This is a genomic window from Anaeromyxobacter sp. Fw109-5 (assembly GCF_000017505.1).
Lineage (GTDB): Bacteria > Myxococcota > Myxococcia > Myxococcales > Anaeromyxobacteraceae > Anaeromyxobacter.
This window is the reverse complement of the sequence record NC_009675.1, coordinates 913,559-936,768: the sequence shown is the minus strand read 5'-3', so window position 1 is coordinate 936,768 and position 23,210 is coordinate 913,559. Positions and strand designations below refer to the sequence as shown.

The 23,210-nt window shown below is 74.8% G+C and carries 25 protein-coding genes; 10 read left to right on the top strand and 15 right to left on the bottom strand.

What is annotated here, in order from left to right:
- Nucleotides 1-42 precede the first annotated feature (42 nt).
- Nucleotides 43-1,266, top strand: a complete 1,224-nt coding sequence (locus ANAE109_RS04240) for a methyltransferase (RefSeq protein ID WP_143827894.1) — start codon at nt 43-45, stop codon at nt 1,264-1,266.
- Here ANAE109_RS04240 and ANAE109_RS04235 read toward each other — a convergent pair.
- Nucleotides 1,242-2,384 carry a hypothetical protein gene (locus tag ANAE109_RS04235; RefSeq protein ID WP_011985144.1) on the bottom strand — a complete coding sequence of 381 codons (1,143 nt, stop codon included), beginning with the start codon at nt 2,382-2,384 and terminating at the stop codon, nt 1,242-1,244. The two genes, ANAE109_RS04240 and ANAE109_RS04235, sit on opposite strands and share 25 nt — an antisense overlap.
- Before the next feature lie 175 nt (nt 2,385-2,559).
- Here ANAE109_RS04235 and ANAE109_RS04230 point away from each other — a divergent pair, with 175 nt between their 5' ends.
- Nucleotides 2,560-3,864 (top strand): hemolysin family protein, encoded by a 1,305-nt coding sequence (locus tag ANAE109_RS04230; protein ID WP_041448117.1) that lies wholly within the window; start codon nt 2,560-2,562, stop codon nt 3,862-3,864.
- Between the two features lie 7 nt (nt 3,865-3,871).
- On the opposite strand, the gene ANAE109_RS04225 is transcribed toward ANAE109_RS04230, so the two are convergent.
- The 5 genes from ANAE109_RS04225 to ANAE109_RS04205 form a co-directional block, all read right to left on the bottom strand.
- Nucleotides 3,872-4,915 carry an NAD-dependent epimerase/dehydratase family protein gene (locus ANAE109_RS04225; RefSeq protein ID WP_011985142.1) on the bottom strand — a complete coding sequence of 348 codons (1,044 nt, stop codon included), beginning with the start codon at nt 4,913-4,915 and terminating at the stop codon, nt 3,872-3,874.
- 5 nt (nt 4,916-4,920) lie between these two features.
- Nucleotides 4,921-5,313: a response regulator gene (locus ANAE109_RS04220; RefSeq protein WP_011985141.1), complete on the bottom strand. Its 393-nt coding sequence runs from the start codon at nt 5,311-5,313 to the stop codon at nt 4,921-4,923.
- A gap of 95 nt (nt 5,314-5,408) precedes the next feature.
- A complete protein-coding gene (locus ANAE109_RS04215; RefSeq protein WP_049768514.1) occupies nt 5,409-5,786 on the bottom strand; it encodes a hypothetical protein in 378 nt (125 codons plus the stop codon).
- Nucleotides 5,787-5,901: 115 nt separating this feature from the next.
- Entirely contained in the window at nt 5,902-7,809 is a 1,908-nt protein-coding gene (locus ANAE109_RS04210; protein ID WP_011985139.1) for a molecular chaperone DnaJ, read from the bottom strand.
- Nucleotides 7,810-7,823: 14 nt separating this feature from the next.
- Nucleotides 7,824-8,621: a prolipoprotein diacylglyceryl transferase gene (locus ANAE109_RS04205; RefSeq protein ID WP_011985138.1), complete on the bottom strand. Its 798-nt coding sequence runs from the start codon at nt 8,619-8,621 to the stop codon at nt 7,824-7,826.
- 176 nt (nt 8,622-8,797) lie between these two features.
- On the opposite strand from ANAE109_RS04205, the gene ANAE109_RS04200 reads away from it, so the two are divergent.
- The gene (locus ANAE109_RS04200) at nt 8,798-9,928 is read left to right on the top strand and encodes a phosphotransferase family protein (protein WP_234945239.1); all 1,131 of its coding nucleotides are present in this window, start codon (nt 8,798-8,800) and stop codon (nt 9,926-9,928) included.
- Complete coding sequence (locus ANAE109_RS04195) at nt 9,925-10,479, top strand: adenylyl-sulfate kinase (RefSeq protein ID WP_011985136.1); 555 nt, start codon at nt 9,925-9,927, stop codon at nt 10,477-10,479. Before ANAE109_RS04200 ends, ANAE109_RS04195 begins: the two co-directional genes overlap by 4 nt.
- Here the strand turns inward: ANAE109_RS04195 and ANAE109_RS04190 are convergent.
- Nucleotides 10,422-11,039, bottom strand: coding sequence for a hypothetical protein (locus tag ANAE109_RS04190; RefSeq protein WP_011985135.1), 618 nt, complete (start codon nt 11,037-11,039; stop codon nt 10,422-10,424). The genes ANAE109_RS04195 and ANAE109_RS04190 overlap by 58 nt on opposite strands.
- Before the next feature lie 154 nt (nt 11,040-11,193).
- Here ANAE109_RS04190 and ANAE109_RS04185 point away from each other — a divergent pair, with 154 nt between their 5' ends.
- Entirely contained in the window at nt 11,194-13,005 is a 1,812-nt protein-coding gene (locus ANAE109_RS04185; protein ID WP_011985134.1) for a DUF294 nucleotidyltransferase-like domain-containing protein, read from the top strand.
- Between the two features lie 537 nt (nt 13,006-13,542).
- Nucleotides 13,543-14,610, top strand: a complete 1,068-nt coding sequence (locus ANAE109_RS04180) for an HNH endonuclease (protein ID WP_011985133.1) — start codon at nt 13,543-13,545, stop codon at nt 14,608-14,610.
- A 458-nt stretch (nt 14,611-15,068) separates the two neighbouring features.
- Here ANAE109_RS04180 and ANAE109_RS04175 read toward each other — a convergent pair whose 3' ends face one another.
- The gene (locus ANAE109_RS04175) at nt 15,069-15,638 is read right to left on the bottom strand and encodes a type 1 glutamine amidotransferase domain-containing protein (RefSeq protein ID WP_011985132.1); all 570 of its coding nucleotides are present in this window, start codon (nt 15,636-15,638) and stop codon (nt 15,069-15,071) included.
- 168 nt (nt 15,639-15,806) lie between these two features.
- On the opposite strand from ANAE109_RS04175, the gene ANAE109_RS04170 reads away from it, so the two are divergent.
- Nucleotides 15,807-16,409, top strand: a complete 603-nt coding sequence (locus ANAE109_RS04170) for a 3'-5' exonuclease (RefSeq protein ID WP_011985131.1) — start codon at nt 15,807-15,809, stop codon at nt 16,407-16,409.
- Between the two features lie 57 nt (nt 16,410-16,466).
- Here ANAE109_RS04170 and ANAE109_RS25970 read toward each other — a convergent pair whose 3' ends face one another.
- The 4 genes from ANAE109_RS25970 to ANAE109_RS04155 form a co-directional block, all read right to left on the bottom strand.
- The gene (locus tag ANAE109_RS25970) at nt 16,467-16,595 is read right to left on the bottom strand and encodes a hypothetical protein (protein ID WP_255342616.1); all 129 of its coding nucleotides are present in this window, start codon (nt 16,593-16,595) and stop codon (nt 16,467-16,469) included.
- A 92-nt stretch (nt 16,596-16,687) separates the two neighbouring features.
- Nucleotides 16,688-17,248: a DUF3501 family protein gene (locus ANAE109_RS04165; RefSeq protein WP_011985130.1), complete on the bottom strand. Its 561-nt coding sequence runs from the start codon at nt 17,246-17,248 to the stop codon at nt 16,688-16,690.
- On the bottom strand, nt 17,245-18,609 hold the full coding sequence (locus ANAE109_RS04160; RefSeq protein WP_011985129.1) for a heterodisulfide reductase-related iron-sulfur binding cluster: 1,365 nt from the start codon (nt 18,607-18,609) through the stop codon (nt 17,245-17,247). The genes ANAE109_RS04165 and ANAE109_RS04160 overlap by 4 nt, the downstream gene beginning before the upstream one ends.
- Before the next feature lie 96 nt (nt 18,610-18,705).
- Nucleotides 18,706-19,125, bottom strand: a complete 420-nt coding sequence (locus tag ANAE109_RS04155) for a rubrerythrin family protein (protein ID WP_011985128.1) — start codon at nt 19,123-19,125, stop codon at nt 18,706-18,708.
- Nucleotides 19,126-19,279: 154 nt separating this feature from the next.
- Between ANAE109_RS04155 and ANAE109_RS04150 the strand changes: the two genes are divergently transcribed.
- Nucleotides 19,280-19,540 (top strand): hypothetical protein, encoded by a 261-nt coding sequence (locus ANAE109_RS04150; protein ID WP_011985127.1) that lies wholly within the window; start codon nt 19,280-19,282, stop codon nt 19,538-19,540.
- 9 nt (nt 19,541-19,549) lie between these two features.
- Here ANAE109_RS04150 and ANAE109_RS04145 read toward each other — a convergent pair whose 3' ends face one another.
- Together ANAE109_RS04145 and ANAE109_RS04140 are read right to left on the bottom strand one after the other, a co-directional pair.
- On the bottom strand, nt 19,550-20,194 hold the full coding sequence (locus ANAE109_RS04145; RefSeq protein WP_158305865.1) for a diacylglycerol kinase: 645 nt from the start codon (nt 20,192-20,194) through the stop codon (nt 19,550-19,552).
- 33 nt (nt 20,195-20,227) lie between these two features.
- Complete coding sequence (locus ANAE109_RS04140; RefSeq protein ID WP_011985125.1) at nt 20,228-21,214, bottom strand: dihydroorotate dehydrogenase-like protein; 987 nt, start codon at nt 21,212-21,214, stop codon at nt 20,228-20,230.
- A 108-nt stretch (nt 21,215-21,322) separates the two neighbouring features.
- Here ANAE109_RS04140 and ANAE109_RS04135 point away from each other — a divergent pair, with 108 nt between their 5' ends.
- Entirely contained in the window at nt 21,323-21,811 is a 489-nt protein-coding gene (locus ANAE109_RS04135) for an SRPBCC family protein (protein ID WP_143827893.1), read from the top strand.
- Here the strand turns inward: ANAE109_RS04135 and ANAE109_RS04130 are convergent.
- Nucleotides 21,786-22,241, bottom strand: coding sequence for a universal stress protein (locus ANAE109_RS04130; protein ID WP_011985123.1), 456 nt, complete (start codon nt 22,239-22,241; stop codon nt 21,786-21,788). The two genes, ANAE109_RS04135 and ANAE109_RS04130, sit on opposite strands and share 26 nt — an antisense overlap.
- A 64-nt stretch (nt 22,242-22,305) precedes the next feature.
- On the opposite strand from ANAE109_RS04130, the gene rarD reads away from it, so the two are divergent.
- Nucleotides 22,306-23,202: an EamA family transporter RarD gene (rarD, locus tag ANAE109_RS04125; protein WP_011985122.1), complete on the top strand. Its 897-nt coding sequence runs from the start codon at nt 22,306-22,308 to the stop codon at nt 23,200-23,202.
- Nucleotides 23,203-23,210: the final 8 nt, after the last annotated feature.

Here is a 23,210-nt window from a genome sequence, read left to right as displayed (position 1 = left end):
CGCGAGACGCCCCGTGGAACGGTGCCGCAGCGAGCTTCCGGCGTGAGGCGGCCCCCCGAGCTGGTCTGGCGGACCCCCGCGGGCGAGCGGCGCGCGGCGTGGCTCTCGGGCCTGGTGCCTCCCCCCGCCCGCGCGGGCGCGGTCGACGATCGGACCAAGGCCGCGGCGGCCCTCGCACGGGCCCGGCGGGGCGAGGCCCTCGTCTACGCGGGCGACTACCACAACGCCCGACAGCTCCTCACCGCCATGTCGCGCCGGCTCGCGCCCGCGCCGTCGGGGCCGCCAGGCCCGTCCGGTGCGGACGGCGCGAGACGGTCCGCCCGCGGGGCTTCGGAGGCGCACCGACCCGAGCGCTCGCCTGCCGGGACGGGCGGCGACCTCTCCGCCGCCTTCCGCGTGGAGCGCGCGGTGAAGCGGCTCGAGCACGAGCTCCTCACGCGGCTCGTCGTCCCGGTCGAGGCGGGCTGGCGCGTCGCGCTGGCGCGCGCCCCGGACGTGGCCGCCGCCTGCGAGGAGGCGCTGGGGCCGATGGCCGCGTCGCCGGGGCTCCTGCCGCTGCGCGAGCTCCTCGGGATCGTCGGCGCGCACGAGTGGCGGCGGCGCGGAGTCGACGTCCCGGCGCTGGGGGCGCGCCTCCACCCCCACTACGGCGTCTACGCCCCCGTCCGCGGGGAGTACGTCGACCTCGTCGCGAGCGCCGCGGCGGAGTGGCCGGTCGCCGGCAAGCGCGTGATCGAGGTCGGCACCGGCACGGGGGTGCTCGCGCTCGTCCTCGCGCGCGCCGGCGCGCGGGTCATCGCGACCGACGTGGAGCCCGCGGCGGTCGCCTGCGCGCGCGAGAACGCCGCCCGGCTCGGCCTGGCGGAGCGCGTCGAGGTGGTGAGGGCGGATCTCTTCCCGGACGGGGTCGGCCCCGCGGACCTGGTCGTGTCGAACCCGCCCTGGTTGCCCGGCGAGGCCGCCTCTCCGCTCGAGCGCGCCGTCTACGATCCCGGCGGCCGGTTCCTGGAGCGGCTCGTGTCCGCCCTCCCCTCCCGGCTCGCGCCGGCCGGCGAGGCGTGGATCGTCGTGTCCGATCTGGCCGAGCGGCTCGGGCTGCGGCCGGCGGGAGCCGTCGAGGCGCTCGCGGCGCGCGCCGGGCTCGCGGTCCGCGCCGTCCGCGAGACCCACCCGACCCATCCCCGCGCACGGGACCGCGCCGATCCGCTCCACGCGGCGCGCGCGGCGGAGCGGACGCGGCTCTACCGGATCGCCGGACCGGGGTGATCGGGAGGCCGAGCGCTCGCGGCGGGGATCGAGCGCGGCAGCACGAGCGGGGGAGCGCGCACCGCGAGCGGCTGCGGCGGCGGAGGCGCCTCCTCGATCCTGCGGAGGACCTCGTCGACGGTGCGCCGCGGCGGCGGCCGGACGTCGAGGCCGTACCCGAGCCGGAGCATGATCTGCGGGGCGCCGCTCCCGCCGAGCGTCTCGGCGAGGCGCTGGCGCAGCTCGGGGACCTCGACCGCCTGCGCGAAGTAGGACGCGTACAGGCCGGCGCAGGTGGCGCGCAGGAGCACGCGCTGCAGCGCCTCGCCCGCCGCGATCCACTCCGCCTGTCCGTCGCCGTCGGTGGACAGGACGAGGAGCGCCTTGCTGACGAGGGCCCTGCGCCGGTCGCGCTCGGCCTCCGCCCTCCCGGCGCTCGCGAACCGCACGGCGAGCGGGTGCACGAAGGCCGCCGCGTCGCTCATCCCGTAGGAATAGCCGGGCATGCCGTCGCGGCGGGACGAGCCGTTCGGCCGCGTCCAGCCGGCGAGCTCGGCGCGGAACTTCCCGCTCGCCCACTGGAGCCTGTCGCCCTCCGCCACGAGCTCCGAGACCGCGCGCCGCTGGTGCTCCTCGATCGAGCGGAGCCACACGCGGTCGCGGCGCGCCTCGCGGAGCAGCGCCGTGACGAGCCCCTCCGGCGGCTCCCTGCCCTCGAGCGGCAGCCGGTTCGTGCGCCGCAGCGGGATCGCGCGGAACATCGCCTCCACGTCGGGCGTGGTCGCGCAGCGCTCCTCGAGCCGGACCCGCGCGACCAGCCCATCCGGCCGGTAGCCGGGGAGGATCTCCGACGAGGTCGCGTGCCCGAAGTGGTGCGCGGCGATGCGCAGGTTCACGAGCGCCGCGCCGCACGCCATGAGGAGCTGCCGTCCGTCCGGATCGGCGGACGGGAGCGCGCGGGAGTGATCCGCGTAGACGCGGACCTCGTCGCCCTCGACCTCGAACAGCCACGGCTGAGTGTTGTGGCGCGACGGCGCGAGCACCGCGTAGCGGAGCAGATGCCGAAGGCGTTCGGCCGGACCGGCCCGCGCGGGGAATGGTGCCTCGTCCGCGGGCGGTCCCGCGTGGTCGCTGCGCATGTGACGCTCCGCGTCAGAGGGCCCGTCAGGTGGTACTCTGGGCTATGGCTTGCGGCCGCTCCGCGCGAGTCCCCTGCCGGGCGACGCCGCCGGCGGTACGCCCGCAGGGCGACGGATCGCGTGGTAGACCTCCCGAGGAGGCCAGATCCTGAACGAGATCCTCGTCGAGCTCGCCATCGTCCTCGCCCTCGTCCTCGCGAACGGGGTCTTCTCCGGCGCCGAGATCGCCGTCATCGCCCTGCGGAAGACGCGCCTCGCCCAGCTCGTCGAGGAGGGGCGCTCGTCGGCGCGAGCGGTCAAGCGCCTCCGCGACGCGCCCGAGCAGTTCCTCGCGACCGTCCAGATCGGCATCACGGTGATCGGCGCCACCGCCGCCGCGTTCGGCGGCGCGTCCCTGGCCCGCCACATCGCCCCGACCGTCGCGAGGATCCCCGGGCTCGGACGTTACGCCGACCCGCTCTCCCTCGGCCTCGTCGTCGCCTTCATCTCGTACCTCTCGCTCGTCCTGGGCGAGCTCGTGCCGAAGTCCATCGCGCTCCGGGCCGCCGAGCGCTACGCGCTCCTCACCGCGCGCCCGCTCCTGGGGCTCGCGCAGGTCGCGCGGCCGCTCGTGTGGCTCCTCACGACGTCCTCGAACCTCCTCCTCAGGCCGTTCGGGGACCGCACCACCTTCACGGAGGCGCGCCTGTCCGTGGAGGAGATCGAGCAGCTCGTGGACGAGGCGGGGCGCGCGGGCGCGCTCGACGCGCCCACCGCCGAGATCGCCTCGCGCGCGCTGGCGTTCCGTGACCTCACCGCCGGCGAGGTGATGGTGCCGCGGAGCCGCATCGTCGCGCTGCCGCGCGACGCCTCGCAGGAGGATCTGAAGCGCATGCTCCTCGAGGAGGGGCACTCGCGCATGCCGGTGTACGACGGCTCGCTGGACGACCTCGTCGGCTACGTCATGGCGAAGGACCTCGCGGCGATCGCCTGGGAGCGGCAGCTCATCGTCCTCGACGACCTGCTGCGCCCCGTGCACTTCGTGCCCGAGGCGGCCAAGGCGGTCCACGTGCTCCGCGACCTGCAGCGCCGCCGGACCCAGATCGCCGCGGTGGTGGACGAGCACGGCGGCGTCGCCGGGCTCATCACGCTGGAGGATCTGGTGGAGGAGCTCGTCGGCGACATTTTCGGCGAGACGGAGGAGCCCGAGGCGCTCTGGCAGCGCGAGGCGGACGGTGCCGCGCTGGTCCGCGGCGAGGCCCCCATCCGCGAGGTGAACCGCGCCCTCTCGCTCGACCTGCCCGAGGGCGAGGACTACTCGACGGTCGCCGGCCTGTGCATCGCCCTCGCCGGCGCCGTCCCCGAGCGCGGCACGCGCCTGCGCGCCGAGGACGGGACCGAGCTCGAGGTGGTCGACGCCTCGCCGCGAGTGGTGCGGCTCGTCCGGCTGCGGCCGAGCCTGCCGCGGCCGGAGGAGGGCGAGGGGTCCGAGGGCGCGTGAGCGCGCCCTAGCCCGCGATCGCCCGCAGCTCCGCCGTCTCGGCCCGCAGCCGCGCGTGCGCGATCGCCCAGCGCAGCGTGTCCCGCACCATCTCGTCGAACGGCCGGATCGCGTAGCCGAGCTCGCGCTCCGCCTTGGCGCTCGACACGAAGGTGTACAGCGCGGCCGCGCGGACGAGCTCGCGGGTCATCGCCGCGCGGCCCCCGCGGAGGCGGGCGCCCAGCTCCTGCAGGGTGGCCGCCCCGAGCGCGACGGAGACCGGGATGCGCGGCGGCGGCTTCACCCCGGCGAGCGCGGCGACGCGGGCGATCATCTCGCCGACGCGCAGGTTGTGACCGCCGAGGATGTACGTCTCGCCCGGCCGGCCGCGCTCGAGCGCCTCGGCGTGCCCGCGCGCGACGTCGCGCACGTCGCAGAACGACGCTCCGCCCTCGACGTACGCCGGGATGCGCCGCCGGACGAGCGCCACGAGCGTCGCGGCGGACGAGCCGTGGACGTCGCCGGGCCCGAGCACGTACGCGGGGCGCACGATCACCACGGGGAAGCCGCGCGCCGCGAGCGCCAGCGCCGCCCGCTCGCCGTGGAGCTTGGAGAGGAAGTACGGGATCCCGAGCGCCTCCGCGTCGCCAGCGGCGGCCTCGTCCGCGATCGCCGGCGTGCGGGTCCCGCCGAGCACTGCGGTGGAGGAGGTGAGCACGGCGCGACCGATCCCTGCGTCCCGCGCGGCGCCGAGCACCACCTCCACGGTGCGTGCGTTCGCGGCCATGAGCGCCTCGCGCGTCGCGCGGAACCCGGCGAGCCCCGCGGCGTGGACGACGGCCTCGCAGCCGGCCAGCGCCGCCCGGACCGCCACCGGGTCGAGCGCGTCGCCGCGGACGATCTCGGGCGCCGGTGACGAGGGCTCGCCCAGCCGTGCGTCCGCACCCTCGAGCAGGGGCGCGGTGTCGGAGCCCTCGCGCGCGAGCACGCGCACCGAGTGGCCGCGCGCGAGCAGCTCGCGCGCCACCGCGCCGCCCAGGAAGCCGGTGGCGCCGGTGACGAGGACGCGCACGGTCGCTACGCGGCGGCGGTGCAGTGACGCTCGACCGTGTCGAGCAGCGCCCCGAGGTCGAAGGGCTTCGCCAGGTAGGCGTCCGCGCGCGGGAGCGGCATCGCGCTCGATGGGGAGGCCGCCGTCATCAGCACGATGGGGATGTCGCGGAGGCTCGCGTCGCCGCGCAGCTCCTCGATGAACTGGGCGCCATTCATCACGGGCATGACGAGGTCCACCATGATGAGGTCGGGGCGGGCGGTGTTCCTCCGGGAGGTGTTCCTCAGCCAGGAGAGCGCCTCTCTCCCGTTCTCGACCGGCGCCACCTCGTACCCCTCCGACGCCAGGCACTCGGCGACGGTGTCGCGGATCCCGGAGTCGTCTTCGATGAGAAGGATGGAGCGGTGCGTCGTGGCCATGGACCGCCGGGTTATACAGCGAGCCCCTGGCGGGAGTCTGCACTCCGATGGGGAGCCGGTCGGTAGGACGGACGCTCGAGGCGATTCGTCGTCGGTCAGATGGTGAGCGTGCTTCCCGGCTCCAGCCCGAAGACGGGGGCGGGCGAGCCCTCGATGGGCGGATGGCCGGGCGGCAGCCGCGGCGCGACGGGAGGGTGGGCGAAGGGCTCCCCGGACGCCCCCTCGCTCGAGGAAGCGGCGGAACAGCCGTGCATCGCGCGCAGCTCGCCGACCATCGCGTCGAGCTGCTGTCGCGCGCGCGAATCGTCGCCGCGCAGCGCCCCGAAATACTGCCGGGCGAGCTCGGGATCCTGCAGGATCCCGGCGACGGTGAACGACGCGCAGGGGTCGTGCTGCCCGTCGAGCGAGCGCCGGGCCGAGCCGATGACGATGCCCAGCACCAGGGCTGCGGCGATGGCGGTGAAGCGCTTCATGATCCCTCCCGGTGGACACGAACCCCGTGAGATCGATGTAAGCGCGACCGAGTCTCGCAGCCCGCCCGGACGAACGCCCGCAGGGGGCTCGGCTGTGCCCCAAGGCTCCAAGGGCTCAGGGCCGGAAGCGACGCTCGATCCGGTGCCGCAGCAGATCGAGCAGCGCCTCGGCGGTCATGCCCGCCGAGGGATCGAGCGCCAGGCGCACCCTGGCGCCCGCCGGGAGAGGCGCCGACATGGGCAATGCGCCTCCCCGCGCCGCGACGAGCGATGTCGCGCCCGCCTCCAGCTCGACGTCGTACGCGACGAGGTACAGGTCGGCGAAGCGACGCAGGAGTGCCGCGGCGGTGAGCGCCTCGCGCTGGGCGGGCAGCAGCTGGAAACCGATCGCGGTCCCGGCCAGCTGGATCGTCACCTCGGCCACGAGCCCCAGCCGGAGGGCGTGCGGGGCGAGCGCCTCGAGGCCGTCCAGCTCGCCGTAGCGCCAGTAGCTCCGCAGGATCGCGCCGCAGCCCGCGCAGGCGAGCCCGTGCCGCTCGTCCAGGCCGCGGGTGCGCAGGAGGTGACGCGCCGGGCCCTCCGCCCCGCAGCCCTCGCACGCCTCCTCCGGACCGAGCGCCGCCAGCACCTCGCGGCCGAGCGCGGCGACCCCCTCCCGCTCGAGCGCGATCTGCACGCCGGCGAGCAGCTCCGGCTCGGCGAGCTGGACGCCGGCGACGAGCTCGTCGCCGTGCGCGCGGGCGCCGAGGACGAGGTGGCGCGGCAGCCGCCCGAGCACCCGCGGCAGCTCCTGCGCCTCCGGGAGCACGGGGCGGAGCCGCTCCCAGGTCGCCGCCCATCCCTCCGCGCGCGCGATCGCGTCCGGGGCCCTGCCGCCCGCCTCCTCCGCGAAGAACGCGAGCAGCGTGAGCGCCGCCTCGACCGGCTCCGCCTCCTCCAGGCGCCGCGCGAGCTCCCGCGCGGCGGGCGTCGCGCGCTGCCGATCGAGCCGCGCCGCGCCCATCCGCACGAGTCCGCCCTCCGCCAGCGGATCGAACGTCCGCCGCGCGCCGGTCGGGCCGCGCCTCACGATCTTCGTCATGACCGCCGTCCTCGCGCGCGCGACCGCGCGCGCCGCCGTGCCGACCCGCTCCAGCCGCGCGAGCGCGTCCGCGTACGCGGCGCGCGCCTCCTCGGCGAGCTCGGCGCGCGTCTCCGCGAGGAGATCGCCGCCCGCCTGCTCGCGCCGGCGCGACTCCGCGAGCAGGCGCGCGGTGTCACTGCCGAGGAGCCGCTCGCGCTCGCGCTCGAGCGCGAGGCGGATCCGCTCGAGCGCCGCCGCGCGCTTCTCGAGGTGCGCGCGGCGCTCCTCGGGGGAGACGTCCGGGTCGAGCTCGCCCGCGCCGAGCCGCTCGGCCATGAGCTCCAGGGTGGCGAGGTCTCCCGCCTCGTACGCGGCGTTCACGCGCGCCATCAGCTCGCCGAGCCGCCCCCGCGCGCCCTCGTCCCGGGCGAGGTCGGGGTGGAGCAGCCGCGCGAGGCTCCGGTGCAGGCGCTTCAGGGCGAGCTCCTCGGGCTCGAGCGCCGCGCCCTCCTCGACGTCCGCCTCGTCGACCTCGTCGGGCCCGGCGCCGGGCTCAGCGTCCTCCCCGCCCCTTCCCGCCGCAAGCCCGCGCGCCCGGGCGGCGCGCGCCGCCGCCGCCGCGACCGCCGAGTCCCCGGCGCGCCGCGCCGCGTTCGCCGCGGGTGCGTCCGCCCGGAGCGCCCCCTCGATCGCCGCGAGCCGATCGGAGAGCGTCTGGATCCGGCGGACGAGCCGCTCCGCCGCCTGGACCTCCTGGAACGCCTCGCGCAGCGACCGCTCGTACGCGCCCGCGAACCGGGCCAGCGCGGCGGACAGCGCCTCCACCTCGAGGTCCAGCGCCGTGACCTCGTCCAGGACCGCGCGGAGCCGCGCCTCCGCGGCGACGATCGCCGGGTCGGGGGGCGGCCGCCCGACGTGGACCAGCGCAGCCCGTAGAGAACGCGCCCGCGAGTCGCCCATCGGGCGACGTTGTATCACCGCCGGGCGCCGGCCGCGAACCGCCGCGCCTCTCGCGCAGGGCCCGGTCCGCGGGCCATCGCCCACACCCCGTATGCCACCAGGGCGACCGCGACGTACTGCGCGGGCGTGAGCCCCAGGTAACGCGCGTCGGCGTAGGGGACGTCGCGGGCGCGGAGGAAGTCCAGCAGGAAGCGCCCGATCCCGTACGCCACCGCGAGCAGCCCGAGGAGACGACCGCGCAGCGCGCCGCGCCGGTGCAGCGCCCACAGGATCGCGGCGAGCGAGAGGAGCAGGATCGCCTCGTACAGGCCCAGGTCGTGGCGGGGGCCCTCCGGGAACCGGACGGCGAGGAAGAAGTCGCTGTGGACGCCCGGGTGATCGTGCACCGTGAAGCAGCCGACGCGGGCGACGCCCCACCCCGGCGCCACGCCGAGCGCGAACGCGTCGCCGTAGTCGTGGAAGCGGATGCGCTTGCGCCAGAAGTAGACGGCCGCGGCGAGCACGCCTCCGAGGAGCCCGCCCATGGACGAGAGACCCTCCCAGAACTTGAGGATCTGCCAGGGATTCTCGAGCTCCTCGGGGTGGTAGAAGAACAGGTGCACGAGGTGCCCGACGACGATGCCGGTGAGCACCCCCACCACCGCGAAGTCGAGGATCACCTGCGGGTTCCTGCCGGTCTCGCGCGCGCCGCGCGCCGCGAGGTTCACCGCGGCGAGGATGCCGAGCGCGGACAGCACGCCGAACGACTGGATGGTGAAGGGGCCCAGCGTGAGGCTCGGGAACTCGAAGTAGGGGATGAGGGCGAACGGCATCGCGCCGTGTTTACGACCAAGCTCGCGGTCGGCCAAGGGAAAACGTGGCTGCCGCCCGCCCGCCGCCGCGGAATGGCGGCCCGCCGCGCCGGCGGTCCCCCCTTCGGCGCGTCGCCGCGCTCGCGCTCTCTCGCCGCACCCGGCTGCGCCGAGTCGCCGGCGCGGAGGTGGGCTATGTGCGTGCCGGGGAGCCGAACATGGCAGAGGTGCCGGAAGGCCTCCGCGCCCTCGCGGCCGCGATCGTCCCGGGCGCGGCGCTCGAGGCGGTCGAGCCGCTCGCCGCGGACGCCGCGGGCGGCGACGCCGAGAAGGCGATCGGCTACGGCGAGCCGCTGCGCGTCACGGTGCGCGCGCCGGACGGGGCGCTGCGGCGCTTCGTGTTCCGCACGCAGCGCGCCGACGCGTTCGGGCACGACCGCCGCCCGGACCGCGTCGAGAGCGCCCTGCTCTCCTACGACCTCTTCAACGCGCTCCCCGCGCACGTGCGCGCGCTCGACGTGGGCGTCGCGCGCGACGGGCGCTTCCTCTCGCTCGCCGGGACGGGTGAGCCGTACCTCGTGACGGAGTGGGCGGAGGGGACGCTGTATGCGGAGGACCTCCGCCGCCTCGCGCACGCGGGCTCCGCGGCGCCGCTCGACCTCGCGCGCGCCGGCGCGCTCGCCGACTACCTCGCCTCGCTACACGCCCGGCGGCTCGTGGATCCCGCCGCCTGGCGTCGGGCCGTGCGCGATCTCGTCGGGCACGGCGAGGGCATCTTCGGGATGGTGGACGGCTACCCGCCCGACGTGCCGGCGGCGCCGCCGGCACGGCTCCGCGCCATCGAGGAGCGCTGCCTGGCCTGGCGCTGGCGGCTCCGCGAACGGACGGGCCGGCTCGCGCGGACCCACGGCGACTTCCACCCGTTCAACGTCGTGTTCCGGCCGCCCGGTCCGGGCGTGGACGGCGCGAGCTTCGCGCTCCTCGACGCCTCGCGGGGCGGCAAGGGCGATCCGGCCGACGACGTCGTGGCGCTGTCGGTGAACTACCCGTTCTTCGCGCTCGATCACCCGGGCGCGTGGCACGCCCTCGGTCCGCTGTGGCGCCGCTTCTGGGAGCGCTACCTCACGGCGACCGGGGACGCCGGGGTGCTGGAGAGCGCTCCGCCCTACCTCGCCTGGCGCGCGCTGGTGCTCGCCTCCCCCCGCTTCTACCCGCGCCTGTCGGCGGACGCGCGCGACGCCCTGCTCGGCCTCGCCGAGCGCGCGCTCGACGCGGGCCGCCTGGACCTCGCCTGGCCGGAGGCGCTCTTCCCCGGGGACGACCCGTGACGGGGCCCGGGGGCGCGGTGGTGTGGGTGACCGGGCTCCCGTCGTCCGGGAAGTCCACCCTCGCCCGAAGGCTCCGGGCGCGGCTCGCCGCGCTGGGGCGGCCCGCCGCGCTGCTCGACGGCGACGCCGTGCGCGCCGCGGTCCACCCGTCGCCCGGCTACGACCCCGCCTCGCGCGAGGCCTTCTACGAGACGCTCGGGGATCTCGCGCTGCTGCTCGCCGCCGACGGGCTCGTGGCCGTCGTCGCGGCGACCGCGAGCCGCCGCGCCTTTCGCGATCGCGTGCGCGCCCGGGCGCCGCGCTTCGTGGAGGTCCACCTCGCAGTGCCCGCCGAGGTCTGCGCCGCGCGCGATCCGAAGGGGCTCTGGGCCCGGGCCCGCGCCGGCGGCGCGCCGGAGCTCCCCGGCGCCGGGCGGGAGTACGAGCCGCCCGTCGCGCCGGAGGTGGTCGCGGCGGGCGGGGAGGACGAGGCGGCGGTGGACGCGGTGCTGGCTCAAATCTCCAGGCCGATGCCACCCACCACGCCGAACGTCGTGCCGCCGACGTCGTAGGTGGAGCGCGTGTCCGCGCCGGACGAGGACGGCACCACGACCTCCTTCTCGACGAGGTCCCAGCGCACGAACGGCGCGCCCGAGAGGACGACGCGCACCGGGCCCAGCGGGAGTCGAAGCGAGAGCGTGGGGCGCACGCCCACGTACGGGAGCCAGACGGACTCGGCGTCGGCGCCGAGGTGCGTCACGCGGTGGCCGCCGAGCTCGCCGAGGAAGTCCACCCGCAGGACGTCGGTGACGTCCCACTTGAACCCGACGAGCGGCGTGAGGACGAAGCTGTCGGTCGCCTCGCCGAAGGAGCCCTCGTAGAGCGCGCCCACGTCGAGCCAGCCGAGCCGCAGGAGCGCGGAGGCGCCGTAGGTGTCGAGGGTGCCGTCGAGCGTGTCCGGGTCGAGGCTCTCGACGCCGTGCTTCAGGCCGAGGACGTCGTACCGGGACGCGCCTCCCCAGACGCCCAGGGTGAGCGACCAGCCGGAGCCGGGAGCGGTGTCCGCGGCGGCGAGGTGTGGCGCCGCGAGGGAGAGGGCCAGGGCGAGGAGGCGGATTCGGGGGGTGCGCATGAGCCACTCCTGTCGTCGAGGAACCACGGCGCAGCGCGCCGCAGGGGCCGATCCCGCCCATTCGACGGGACCTGCGGGGACGGAGCAAGAACCGAACCCGCGGAGTCGCGGCCCGCCCCCGGGCGACCGGCGCCGCTCTGCTATCCTCGCCCACATGGTCGCTCTGGATCCGGTGGCGTTCGTGCGGTCCACCCCGCCGTTCGACGGGCTCCCGCAGCCCGTCTTCGACGCCGCCGCGCACGCCATCGAGATCGTCTTCCACCCGGCCGGCACGCGGCTGCTGTCCCGCGGCGGCGAGCCTTCCCGCCACCTGTTCGTGATCCGCAAGGGCGCGGTGCGCCTCGAGCGCGAAGGCCAGACCGTGCAGCTGCTGGAGGAGGGCGAGATCTTCGGCTTCACCTCGCTCATCTCCGGCGAGGCGACCCTCGACGTGACGGTCGAGGAGGACCTCCTGGCGTACCGGCTCCCCAGGCCCGAGTTCGAGGCGCTCCTGGCGCACGCCGCGTTCGCGGGGCACTTCGCCTCGGGCCTCGCGGAGCGGCTCCGCAACAGCCTCGAGCATTCGCAGGTGGCGAGCTTCCAGCCGGACCTGGGGGTCCCGGTGGCGACGCTGCTGCGCGGCAGGACGCCGGTGCGGGTGCCGCCCTCGGCCACCGTCGGAGAGGCGGCGCGGACCATGGCGGAGCGCTGCGTGAGCTCGGCGATCGTCGACTCGACGCCCCCCGGCATCGTCACCGACCGCGACTTCGCGCGCCGAGTCCTCGCCGCGGGCCGGGGGCCGGAGACGCCGGTGCTCGAGGTGGCGAGCGCGCCTGCGCGAGCCGTCCCCGCCGAGACGCCGGTGTACGAGGCCTGGCGGATCTTGCTCGACGCGGGGGTGCATCACCTGCCGGTGACGCGCGGCGACGACATCGTGGGCGTGGTGTCGTCCACCGATCTCCTCAGGTTCACCGCCGCCGGCCCGGTGGCGGTGATGCGCAGCGTCGAGCGGCTCTCGAGCCGGGACGCGCTCCCCGGGTACGGGTCGCGCGTCGCGGAGATGGCGTCCGCGCTGTTCGCGGGAGGGCTCGACCCGATCGTCATCGGCGGCTTCGTCGCGCGCCTCAACGACTCCCTGCTCGCCCGCATCCTGCGCCTGGCGGAGGCCGACCTCGGCCCGCCGCCCACGCCCTACTCCTGGCTGGCGTTCGGCTCCGAGGGGCGGATGGAGCAGACGCTCCTCACGGACCAGGACAACGCCCTCGTCTACGGCGAGGACTCTCCGGCCGCGCGCGCCTACTTCGCGCGCTTCGCGGAGCGCGCGATCGCCGACCTGCAGGCGGCCGGCTTCCCGCGCTGCCCGGGCGGCTACATGGCGACCCGCTGGCAGGGGGCCCTCGAGGAGTGGCGCGAGCGCTTCCACGGCTGGCTCGAGAAGGCGACCCCGACCGCGCTCCTCGAGGCCTCGATCTTCTTCGACTTCCGGCCGGTCCACGGCCAGCTCGACGTCTCGGCGCTCCACGCCCTCGCCGCCCGCGCCGGCGGCGCGCGCACGTTCCTCTCGGCGATGGCGAAGAGCGCCCTCACGTTCCGCCCGCCGGGCGGGCTCGTGCTCCGCATCCGCGGCGATACGTCCACCGTCGATCTGAAGCTCAAGGGCATCAGCTCGATCGTGTTCCTGGCGCGCGTGTACGGCCTCGAGGCGGGGGCGCGCACCTCGAACACGCTCGGCCGGATCCGCGCCGCCTTCGACGCAGGGCTCATCGCCAAGGACACGCTCGAGACGCTCACCGAGGCGTACGGGTTCCTCCTGCGGCTGCGCCTGCGCGAGCAGCTCCGGATGATCGCGGAGGGCAGGCCCCCGGTGAACGTCGTGTCGATCGCCGACCTGTCGTCGCTCGAGCGCAGCCGGCTGCGCGACACCTTCCGCGCCATCGAGACCTGGCAGGAGAGGGCGGCGTACCACTATCGAACGGACATGTTCTGAGCCTCGGCGCGTACGTCTCCCGCGCAGCGGAGACGCGTGGTCGAGGGGCCCCGACCGCGACCTCTTCATTCATCACAAGTCGGCAACGGTTCTTCCGGGAACGGCCGTGTCCGCGGGCGGGCTGGCCCCGAGGCTGGCTCGAGACGAGGGGGGCCGGTCGGAGCGTTACCGAGGCTCGGAACCGTCCCGGCGCGATCGGCTAACAAGAAGCCCGTGGGGCGGAACGCGGCACCGGCATGCTTGGGGCTTGGCGCGGAACTCTGGATGAGGACCAGGTCATTTCACCGTGGGCGAATCTGGACGCTTCTCACCGCCAGAGCAACCCGTTTGCCCGCGGGTAACGGTTGACACGGTTGTCTCGCAGCTCGCTTTCCGCGGCGCGAGCAGCCCGAGAACGCGTGCCTCGCAGCGTTCGCGGGCCACCCGGGGGCGCCGGAGCTGCGCGGGAGGGGGCGCGGCACCCCTGGTCATCGGTCGCGCCTCGCGCCGTTCTCGCGAGCTTGGGGAGGGCCGAAATTCGCATGAGACACTGCGTGCATGTCCACCGCACGCGAGCTCACGAACCACCTCGTGCGCCTGCTCCGAGAGGAGCAGGGCGCGATGGCCGACGTCCTCCTCGCCCTCGCCGACTTCGATCGGAAGAAGCTGTGGCGCGAGCTCGGCCATACCTCGCTCTTCTACTACCTCTACCGCGAGCTCAGGCTCTCGAAGGGCGCCGCCCAGAACCGCAAGACCGCGGCCGAGCTCATCCAGGCGTTCCCCGAAGTGGAGGCGGCGCTGCGCGCGGGCGAGCTCTGTTTATCCACCGTGAACGAGCTCGCGAAGGTGCTCACCCCCGAGAACCGCGCGGAGGTGCTGCCCCGGTTCTTCGGCCTCTCGCGCCGCGAGGCGGAGGCGGTCGCCGTGTCTCTCCGGCCGGCCGAGGTGGTGCCCACCCGCGACGTCATCACCGCGTTCCGGCCGGCCGCCATCGTAGCGGCCACGGCCCAGGCCGTGCTCCTGGCACCCTCGCCCGAGTCGGCGGCGCTGCGAGTTCACCCGGATGAACCAGTCGTGGTTCACCTGGATGAACCAACCTCTCCCGTCGTGGTCGCTGCCCCCATACCCCTGCCTTCGCCGCCACCCCGCGAGTCCGTGGAGCGGCTCGACGCCGAGCTCGCCCGCGTGCACGTCACCGTCTCCCGCCGCTTCCTCGAGAAGCTCGAGGCCGCCACGGACGCGCTCGGGCATGCCTGCCCGGGAGGCAGCGCGGCGGAGATCCTCGAGCGCGGCCTCGACCTCATCCTCGCCCAGCACGCGAAGCGCCGCGGTCTCGTCGAGAAGCCTCGGAAGAGCCGCCGAGGGTCCCGCCGCGACACGATCCCTGCCGAGGTGAAGCGGGAGGTGTGGCGCCGGGCCGGGGGGCAGTGCGAGTGGCGGTTCGAATCCGGCGAGCGCTGCGACTGCCGGCGGCGGCTCGAGTACGACCACATCGAGCCCCTCGCGCTGGGCGGGGCGTCCACGATGGACAACGTCCGGCTCGCCTGCCGTCCCCACAATCTGCTCTCCGCCCGGCAGATCTTTGGAGATGCGGTGATGGACCGCTACTGCGGCGTCGGCGGTTGACGTCGGAGCAGAACCCGCATTTCTCCCGGTAGCCTTCCTGCCTCATCCGCGTGACCAGCCTGCTCGAGGGCGACTGGATGGCGAGCTGCGGGCGCACGCCCGTGCGCCGCCTCCCGTACGGGCTTCTGGTGAGCCGATCGCGCCGTACCGGTACCGGTATTCGGCGCCGGTCCGGTCCGGTCCTGACCCCTCCTCTCGAGCCAACCTTCGGCGACGTGCACGAGGCGGAGACGGGCCGCCGCCGCGGACCCGGCCGCCGGACTTGTTGACGAATGATCAGACCCCGACCGCGACCCCGACCGACGGAAGCAGTACGCCTCGCTACTCCTCGCTGCGCTTCCCGCCTCGGGCCCGTTCGTCCCGAGCGTAGGTCCCGCGCTCGCGCGGGACCGGAGTCGAGGGACGGGCTCGTGCGCCTCGCGAGGGGGCGAGCGCGCGATGCCGGTGCGCCGCGGCGGTCAATGCATGGTCGGCGTGTCGCCTCGTGGCTCTCCGCCCGCGCGGTGGGCCTCCGCGGCGCGCTCGAGCTGGCGGAGGATCGCGCTGGAGAAGGCGGCCAGGTCGCCGGGGTTGCGCGAGGTGATGAGGTTCCCGTCCTCGACCACCTCCCGATCGACCCAGCGCGCGCCGGCGTTGATGAGGTCGGTCTTGAGCGACGGCCAGGAGGTGACCGTGCGCCCGTCGATCGCGTCGGCCTCCACGAGCATCCAGGGGCCGTGGCACACGGCGGCGACGGGCTTGCCCGCGACGAACATGTCCCGCGTGAGCCGCACCATGTCGATGCTCGTCCGCAGGTGGTCGGGCGAGTAGCCGCCCGGGATGACGAGGGCGTCCAGCTCCTGGGCCCGGACGTCCTTCGCCGCACGCTCGACGGTCAGCTTCTCCTTCTTCTGCTTGCCCTCGATCCGCTTGCCCTGCTCCAGTCCGACGACGATCACCTCGTGCCCGGCGTCGCGGAGCCGGTCGTACGGCACGCGGAGCTCCGAATCCTCGAACATGTCGTCCACGATGAAGGCGATGCGAGCCATGCGTACCCCCGTTCAACCGGAGACGTTTCGCACGGCCGGGACGCGCGCCAACCGGCGCGAGCACGACGCTCACGTGAAGGTCGCCGCCGGTGGCCACGGGCGAGAGGGGGGGCCGTCCGCCACCTGCGCCCGCGCACGGCCGGCGCGCCGCGTGCTAGGAAGTGGCTCGTGCTCTGGCCTTCGCCGCCGTGGGAAAGCGTCACGTACTGGGCGCTCGATCTGGAGACCGGCGGGCTCGACCCGAAGTCCGATCCCATCCTCGCGGTGGGGATGGTGCCGATCCGGGGCGGCGCGATCCGGCTGGCCGAGTCCTACGCCTCGCTCGTCCGGCCCGACGTCCGCGAGGGCATCCGCCCGGACTCGATGCGTGCGCACCACCTCGTGCCGCGCGACGTCGCCGAGGCACCGCCGCTCGAGACGGTGCTCGACCAGATCGACGCACGCATCCGGGAGGGCGCGCTCCTCGTGCACAACGCTGCCCTCGACGTGTCCTTCCTCCGCCGCGCCTACCGCCGGGCGGGGCGGCGATGGCCCGGACCGCCGGTGGTGGACACCGTCGTGCTGCTGCTCAAGGCGGCGAAGCGCGCGCGGTTCGTGGATCCGGACGCGACGGGCATCGAGCCGGAGCTGAACCTCGCGGCGGCGCGCCGGCGCGCCAAGCTCCCCGAGTACGCCTCCCACGACGCGCTGACCGACGCCATCGCGGCGGCCGAGCTGTTCCTCGTGCTGCGCCGCCGGCTCTCGGCGCGGACGCTGCGCGACGTCCGCTGAACGGCCGGCGCACCTCGCGCCTGCTCGCGTCTCCGCCCTCCGGGCCGGGGGACCACCTCAGCGGAGCAGGGCCGCGAACAGGGCGGCCACCGCCACGACCGCCACCGCCCATTCCTGCCAGTCGGACGCGGCGGGGCGCGGCACGGCCAGCGCGTGAGCGCGGGGAGCGGTCGGATGGCGTCGCATCGGCTCGAACCTCCGTCGGGCGGGCGGGCGCCCGTCCATCCTCGAAGGGGTAACCGCTGAGGGAGCGAGCGGCAACCGCCCCGGCTGGAGGGTCACCCGTCGCTCGCCAGGTCCGCGCGCAGCGCCTCGCGCTGCTCCTCGTCGAGCCGCGCCTCCACCGTGAGGCCGGGGAGGTCGGCGCCCGCCGCGACGGGCACCTCGCCGCCGACGTCGAACTTGAGGTACTGCACGGAGGACAGCCGGTCCTCACCGACCTGGCGCGGGTCGAAGGTGGCCCGGACCTTCCGCCCGTCGGCGGTCTGGAGGTAGAGGTGCCGCGGCAGCGCGAGCCACTCGCGCAGCTTGCGGTCGCGCTCGGCGGGGTCCGGGATCTCGATGAGCAGCGTGACGCCCAGCTCGCCCTTCCCCCCGAGCAGCTCGTTGTAGGTCTCGAGCTCGTGCCGGACGTCCTCCTCGCGCGTCATGCGCTCCGCGCGCATCATCTCCTGCACCTGGTACCGGACGGTGGCGGCGTTCTCGAACAGGAAGGTGAGCGCGCCGCCCACGTGGACGCGCCGGCGCCGCTTCGCCTCGAGCACGCCCGGCCGGATCTCGGCCCGCGCGCGCTCGTAGGTCGAGAGGTCCATCAGCTCCTCGCGTCGCACCGGCCTCATCGCGCTCCCCCTTCGCCGCCGTCGAAGCCGCCCTCGCGGTACGCGCGCGCGAGCAGCGAGAGCGGGTGGAGCGGCTTCTTCCCCGCGTGTTGCTCGAACTGCAGCGCCGCCAGCGGACAGTCGGTCGCCCAGGTCGGCGCCTCCGCCGACTTCATCCCCTCGAACGCCTTCTGGCCGATGCGCTTCGACGGCTCGAACCCCTCGACGGTCATCGCGAAGGTGCCGTCGTGGCCGCAGCACTCCATCACCGTCGCCGCCACCGTGACGCCCGGGATCTTCCGGAGGAGATCGCGACCCTTGAACCCGATCGCCTGCGCGCGCAGGTGGCAGGGCGCGTGGTACGCCACCTTGCCGCCGGGCGGCGCCGACTTGAAGGCAGTCGAGAACCGCTCCTCGTTGCGGATCGACCAGAGGTACTCCGACACGTCCATGACCGCGGGCGCGAGCTTCGCCGCCCGGGCGCGATCCTCGCCCGCGAGCAGGTGCGGCCACTCGCGGCGCATCATCATCGAGCAGGTCGGGTTCACGACGAGCACCTTCGCGCCCTTCTCCACGTAGGGCATGAGCAGGTCGAGGTCCCTGCGCGCCTGGCGCCGCAGCGCCTCGAGGTCACCGTGCTCCCAGGCGGGCATCCCGCAGCAGAGGAGCCCCTTCACGACGCGCACGTCCACGCCGCAGCGGCGCAGCACGAACAGCGCGTCCTTGCCGATCTCCGGCTCGTTGTGCTGCACGAAGCAGGTCTGGAAGAGGACCGCCTCACCCCCCGGCTCGGGCCTGACGTAGCCGTTCTGCTCCGCCCATCGGTCGAACGGCTGGGCCGCGAAGTCGGGGAGCTTCTTCTCGCGGTGGATGCCGACCGTCTTCTCCATGAGGACGCGCAGGGGGCGCGAGCGGTTCGCCGCGTTGGCGGCGCCGAGCGACAGGCGCGCCATGCGCGCGGCGCCGTCGGGATCGTTGAGCACGCGCTGCCGCAGCGTGCGAGGCTTCCCCCGCTGGTGCACGCCGCGGTAGCGGTGGACGAGCGCCGGGAAGTCGAGCTGGAACTCGTGCCCGTCGCGCGGGGTGTACGGGCACTGCACCTCGCACAGCTTGCACTGGAAGCACGCGTCCATCACGCGGCCGACGTCCCCTCGGTCGAGCCTGTGGACGTCGCCGTCGTACTTCTGGTCGAGCAGCGTGAACAGGCGCGGGAAGCTGTCGCAATACTTGAAGCACATGCGGCAGCCGTGACAGATCTCGAAGGTGCGGCGCACCTCTCCCTCGAGCGCCGCCGGGTCCCAGTACTTCGCCTCCGAGGGGTCGTACGAGAGGCCCGGCGTCGGCTGGTACGAGATGCGCTTCTGCTGGTCGGGCGTGGTCATGGTGGCAGTTTCTCCCGGGGTGGCCCGACGCGGAACGACCCGGCGCACGCCCTCGAAGGGGGCGCGCCGGGTCGCCGTACGAGCGTGCTTGGCGCGCTAGCTGATGCTCTTCAGCATCTTGTCGAAGCGGCCAGCGTGGGACTTCTCGGCCTTGGCGAGCGTCTCGAACCAGTCCGCCGCCTCGGTGAAGCCCTCGTCGCGGGCGGTCTTGGCGAAGCCCGGGTACATGTCCGTGTACTCGTGCGTCTCACCGGCGATGGCCGCCTTGAGGTTCGTCGCCGTGTCGCCCATCGGCAGGCCGGTGGCGGGATCGCCGACGACCTTCAGGAAGTCGAGGTGGCCGTGCGCGTGCCCGGTCTCCCCCTCCGCCGTCTCGCGGAAGTTCATGGCGACCTCGGGGTACCCCTCCACGTCCGCGATCTTCGCGAAGTAGAGGTAGCGGCGGTTGGCCTGCGACTCGCCCGCGAACGCGTCCTTGAGGTTCTGCTCGGTCTTGCTGCCCTTCAGGTTGGCCATGAGGTGTCCTCCGGTGTGCGGCTCAGGAAAAAGGGTCGGCCCGCCGGACGACGGCTGCGCAGCGGGCCGATGCGGTGACCGGAAGGTATCGGGACGTACCGGGATTGCATCGCCCCGGGTGGGTGGCCAGCGTGATCGTGAGGAGGACGCGCGCATGGCGGAGCGGAAGGATCCGATGCGGGATCGCGAGCTGGAGCGGCGGCGCGAGAACGAGACGAAGGACCTCGAGGTGGAGGCGCGCCACGGTGAGCGGCCGCTCGAGGGGCTCTCGTCGGCCGGCGCCGGGACGACGTGGACCCAGGAGCAGGACGAGCGGGAGGCGTCGCGCGTGCACGGCGACGACGAGCAGCGGTCCCGGGACGCCTCGCGCATGCAGATCCCGAAGCACCCCGGCGATCCGCTGCCCGAGGGCTGAGGATCCCCGTCACCCGCGGTGCGTGGGAGGGCCCTCGCCGGCGGCCCGGCGGGCGGCCGTACCCGCGCCCACGGCGAGGAGCAGCGCCGCCACCGCGAGCGCCGTGACGCTCCGCGCGGCAGCCGCCACGACGCCCAGCCCAAGCCCGCCCGCCAGCGCGAGCGCGAGCCGCGCGGGAGCGCGCCGCGCCACGGGGGCGGGGAGCCGCCACGCGGCGAGGGCGGAGAGCGCCGCCCCGGCCGCGGAGGGCGCGAGCGCCCGCGCGTCGTCCGCGAGGGCGGCGGCGCGGGGCAGCAGGATCTCCAGCGCGACGGCCACGCTCGCCACCGCGAAAGCGAGCACGGCGCCGGCCGAGGCGTCCTTCGCGAAGCGCGCGCGGGGGTCGGGGCCCGGGAGGACGACGTCGACGACCGTCTCGACCGCGGAGTTCACCGCCTCGATCGCGACGACCGCCCCAGCGCAGGCGAGGACCAGCGCGCGCTCGGCGGGGGAGAGGTCGAGCACGGCCGCGGCGCAGGCGGCGAGCACGCCGAGGCCGAGGTGAATGCGGAGGTTCCGCTCGCGAGCGGCGGCGTCGGCGAGGCCCGCCCCCGCGCACGCGAAGGCCCGGGCGAGGGCGGCGGGGGCGCGGAGGGGCGGGCGCGGCGAGGCCATCGGCGCCATGCTGCCACGCCCGAGGGCCGGCGGTCAGATGTTCTGCGACAGGATGAGGTGCACGTACTGGGCGCGCTCGAACGCGCCCGGGTCGCTCACCTCCCGCTGCGACAGGGCCCCGCGCAGCTCGTCGAGGCTCGAGACGCCGCGCCGATCGAGCCAGTCCTCGATCCCCGCGAGCACCTTGCCGAGGTGCGGGATGCCGTTCTTCATGAGCGTCGAGGCGAGCTGCACGACCTGCGCCCCGGCGAGGACCTGCTTCAGCACGCCGGGCGCGTCGTACACGCCGGTGCTCGCCGCGAGGTGGGCGCGCACGCGGCCGTGCAGCAGCGCGATCCAGCGCAGCGGAACGAGCGCCTCGGACGGCGCGGACGGGGTCATGGTCGGCAGCGCGGCCATCCGCTCGAGCGAGATGTCCGGCTGGAGGAAGCGGTTGAAGAGGACGAGGCCGTTCACGCCGAGCCCGTCGAGACGGGTGGCGAAGTGCGCCAGCGAGGAGAAGAACGGCGACAGCTTCACGGCGATCGGGATCCGCACCGCCTGCCGGACCGCCGCGACGACCTCGAGGTAGCGCGCCTCGACCTCGGCGCCCGACACCGTCGGGTCCGCCTCCACGGAGTACAGGTTCACCTCCAGCGCATCGGCCCCCGCCTGCTCGATGTCGCGCGCGTAGTCCGTCCAGCTGCCGGGCGCCGCGCAGTTGAGGCTCGCGATGACCGGGATCTCGAGGGCGCGCTTCGCCCGCTCGACGAGCGACAGGTAGTCGTGCGGCCCGACCCGCTGCGGCGGGAAGTAGGTGCGCGCCTCCGGGTTCGACTCGGCGCCTCGCAGCAGCTCCTCCTCGAGCGCGCTCGCGGCGCCCTCGAGCTGCTCCTCGAACAGCGAGCGCAGCACCACCGCCCCCGCGCCGTGGCCCTCCGCCATCTCGAGGTTCTCGACGCGATTGGACAGCGCGCAGCTCGCGAGGACGAGCGGGCTGGGCAGCGCGAGCCCCATGTACTCGGTGACGAGCTCGGCCATGTGCGTCTCCGGGTGGGTGGCCGCCCGAGTGGCCGCCGCCTGCCGTCCATATCGAGCGAACCCTGCGGGCGCCAGCAAACCCCTCCCCGGGCCGCTATGAAAGCGTCCATGGGACGCCTCTGGGTGCTCGAGCGCGTGCAGCTCGTGCCGCGCCCCCGCGAGGAGGTGTTCTCCTTCTTCTCCGACGCGCACAACCTCGAGGCGATCACGCCGCGCTTCCTGCGCTTCCGCATCGTGACGCGCGGCCCCATCGCGCTCGCCGCCGGGACCCTGATCGACTACCGGCTCTCGCTCTTCGGCGTGCCGTTCTCCTGGCGGACGCGCATCGAGGAGTGCGTCCCCGGCGAGCGGTTCGTCGACGTCCAGCTGTCCGGCCCGTACCGGCGCTGGCGTCACCTCCACGCCTTCGAGGACGCACCCGGCGGGACGGTGGTCGAGGATCGCGTCGAGTACGAGCTGCCGCTCGGGCCGCTGGGTACGCTCGCCCACGCGCTCTTCGTCCGCCGCGCGCTGGCGCGGATCTTCGGGCACCGCGCGCAGCGGATCTCGGCCCTGCTCGCGCCGGGGGCGGCTACGCCGGGGGCGGCCGCACCGTGAGCACGGGGCAGTGCGCCTTGCGCACCACGCGCTCGGCGATCGAGCCCATCAGCGCGTGCTCGAGCCCGGTGCGCCCGTGGGTGCCGAGGACGAGCAGGTCCACGCCGCGCTCGCGCGCGAACGCCACGATCTCGGCGGCGGGCTCGCCGGCCTCCTTCGCGGTCTCCACGCGCGGAGCGCCGAGGCCCTCGGCCGCCGTGCGCCACTCGTCGAGGTGGCGCTGCGCGCCATCCGCCAGGTCCTGCAGCATCTTCGGGCTGGCCACGACCGAGCCGTCCGGGAAGGTGTAGCCGGGGACGGGATAGGCGTGCAGCAGCCACAGCTCGGCGCCCGTCCGGCGGGCGAGGTCGGCGGCGACCTCCATGGCGGCGCGCGAGGCGTCGGAGAAGTCGATCGGGCAGCAGATCCGCTTCCAGTCGGCGGTCGGCATCGGCGGGCTCCCTCCGGGCGAAGTGTAAGCCGGGGGCGGACCGCTGGCGTAGGATGCGCCCCGCGTGACCTCCCCCTCCTCCCGCGACGAGCGCTCCGCAGGGCTCGCCTACGCGCTCGCCGCGTACCTCTCCTGGGGCCTGTTGCCCCTGTACTTCAAGGCGCTGAAGCACGTCCCGGCCCCCGAGATCCTCGCGCACCGGGTGGTCTGGTCCCTCGTCCTGCTCGCCGCCCTGCTCGCGGTGCGCGGCGAGCAGGGCGCGTTCACCGCGCCCTTCCGCGGAGGTCGCTGGCGGATCCTGGCGGCGACGACGACCCTCATCTCCACGAACTGGCTCGTCTACATCTGGGCGGTGAACGCCGGCCGCATCGTCGAGGCGAGCCTCGGGTACTTCATGAACCCGCTCGTCAACGTGCTCCTCGGGGTGGCGTTCCTCGGCGAGACGCTCTCCGGGCGGCAGCGGGCCGCCATCGGGCTCGCGGCCGCGGGGGTGCTGGTCCTCGTGCTGCGCGCGGGCACCTTCCCTTGGGTCTCGCTCGTCCTCGCCACCTCGTTCGGCGTCTACGGCCTCGTCCGCAAGCGCGCCGCCATCGAGGCCGTCGGCGGCCTGTTCGCCGAGACCGCCCTGCTCGCCCCGCTCGCGCTCGCGTTCCTCGGGGTCCGGGCCGCCGGCGGCGCGGGCGCATTCGGCAGCACGCCCGGCACGACCGTCCTCCTCGCCGCGGCCGGGGTGATCACCGCCCTCCCGCTCGTGTGGTTCACGCTCGGCGTGCACCGGCTGCGCCTCTCGACGATGGGGCTCGTGCAGTACATCGCGCCGACCGGCCAGTTCCTGCTCGGCGTGGCGCTGTACCGGGAGCCCTTCACGCGCCCGCACGCCGCGGCGTTCGGGCTGATCTGGGCGTCGCTCGCGCTGTACACCTGGGACGCGCTCGGCCGGCTGCGGCCGATCGAGCGGTGAGGCTCGTT

Coding starts and splice junctions, on each gene's coding strand:
- ANAE109_RS04235 (WP_011985144.1), bottom strand. CDS start 2,384: ATGCGCAGCGACCACGCGGGACCGCCCGCGGACGAGGCACCATTCCCC.
- ANAE109_RS04220 (WP_011985141.1), bottom strand. CDS start 5,313: ATGGCCACGACGCACCGCTCCATCCTTCTCATCGAAGACGACTCCGGG.
- ANAE109_RS04215 (WP_049768514.1), bottom strand. CDS start 5,786: ATGAAGCGCTTCACCGCCATCGCCGCAGCCCTGGTGCTGGGCATCGTC.
- ANAE109_RS04210 (WP_011985139.1), bottom strand. CDS start 7,809: ATGGGCGACTCGCGGGCGCGTTCTCTACGGGCTGCGCTGGTCCACGTC.
- ANAE109_RS04205 (WP_011985138.1), bottom strand. CDS start 8,621: ATGCCGTTCGCCCTCATCCCCTACTTCGAGTTCCCGAGCCTCACGCTG.
- ANAE109_RS04190 (WP_011985135.1), bottom strand. CDS start 11,039: ATGCGCACCCCCCGAATCCGCCTCCTCGCCCTGGCCCTCTCCCTCGCG.
- ANAE109_RS04185 (WP_011985134.1), top strand. CDS start 11,194: ATGGTCGCTCTGGATCCGGTGGCGTTCGTGCGGTCCACCCCGCCGTTC.
- ANAE109_RS04180 (WP_011985133.1), top strand. CDS start 13,543: ATGTCCACCGCACGCGAGCTCACGAACCACCTCGTGCGCCTGCTCCGA.
- ANAE109_RS04175 (WP_011985132.1), bottom strand. CDS start 15,638: ATGGCTCGCATCGCCTTCATCGTGGACGACATGTTCGAGGATTCGGAG.
- ANAE109_RS25970 (WP_255342616.1), bottom strand. CDS start 16,595: ATGCGACGCCATCCGACCGCTCCCCGCGCTCACGCGCTGGCCGTGCCG.
- ANAE109_RS04165 (WP_011985130.1), bottom strand. CDS start 17,248: ATGAGGCCGGTGCGACGCGAGGAGCTGATGGACCTCTCGACCTACGAG.
- ANAE109_RS04160 (WP_011985129.1), bottom strand. CDS start 18,609: ATGACCACGCCCGACCAGCAGAAGCGCATCTCGTACCAGCCGACGCCG.
- ANAE109_RS04155 (WP_011985128.1), bottom strand. CDS start 19,125: ATGGCCAACCTGAAGGGCAGCAAGACCGAGCAGAACCTCAAGGACGCG.
- ANAE109_RS04150 (WP_011985127.1), top strand. CDS start 19,280: ATGGCGGAGCGGAAGGATCCGATGCGGGATCGCGAGCTGGAGCGGCGG.
- ANAE109_RS04145 (WP_158305865.1), bottom strand. CDS start 20,194: ATGGCCTCGCCGCGCCCGCCCCTCCGCGCCCCCGCCGCCCTCGCCCGG.
- ANAE109_RS04140 (WP_011985125.1), bottom strand. CDS start 21,214: ATGGCCGAGCTCGTCACCGAGTACATGGGGCTCGCGCTGCCCAGCCCG.
- ANAE109_RS04135 (WP_143827893.1), top strand. CDS start 21,323: ATGGGACGCCTCTGGGTGCTCGAGCGCGTGCAGCTCGTGCCGCGCCCC.
- ANAE109_RS04130 (WP_011985123.1), bottom strand. CDS start 22,241: ATGCCGACCGCCGACTGGAAGCGGATCTGCTGCCCGATCGACTTCTCC.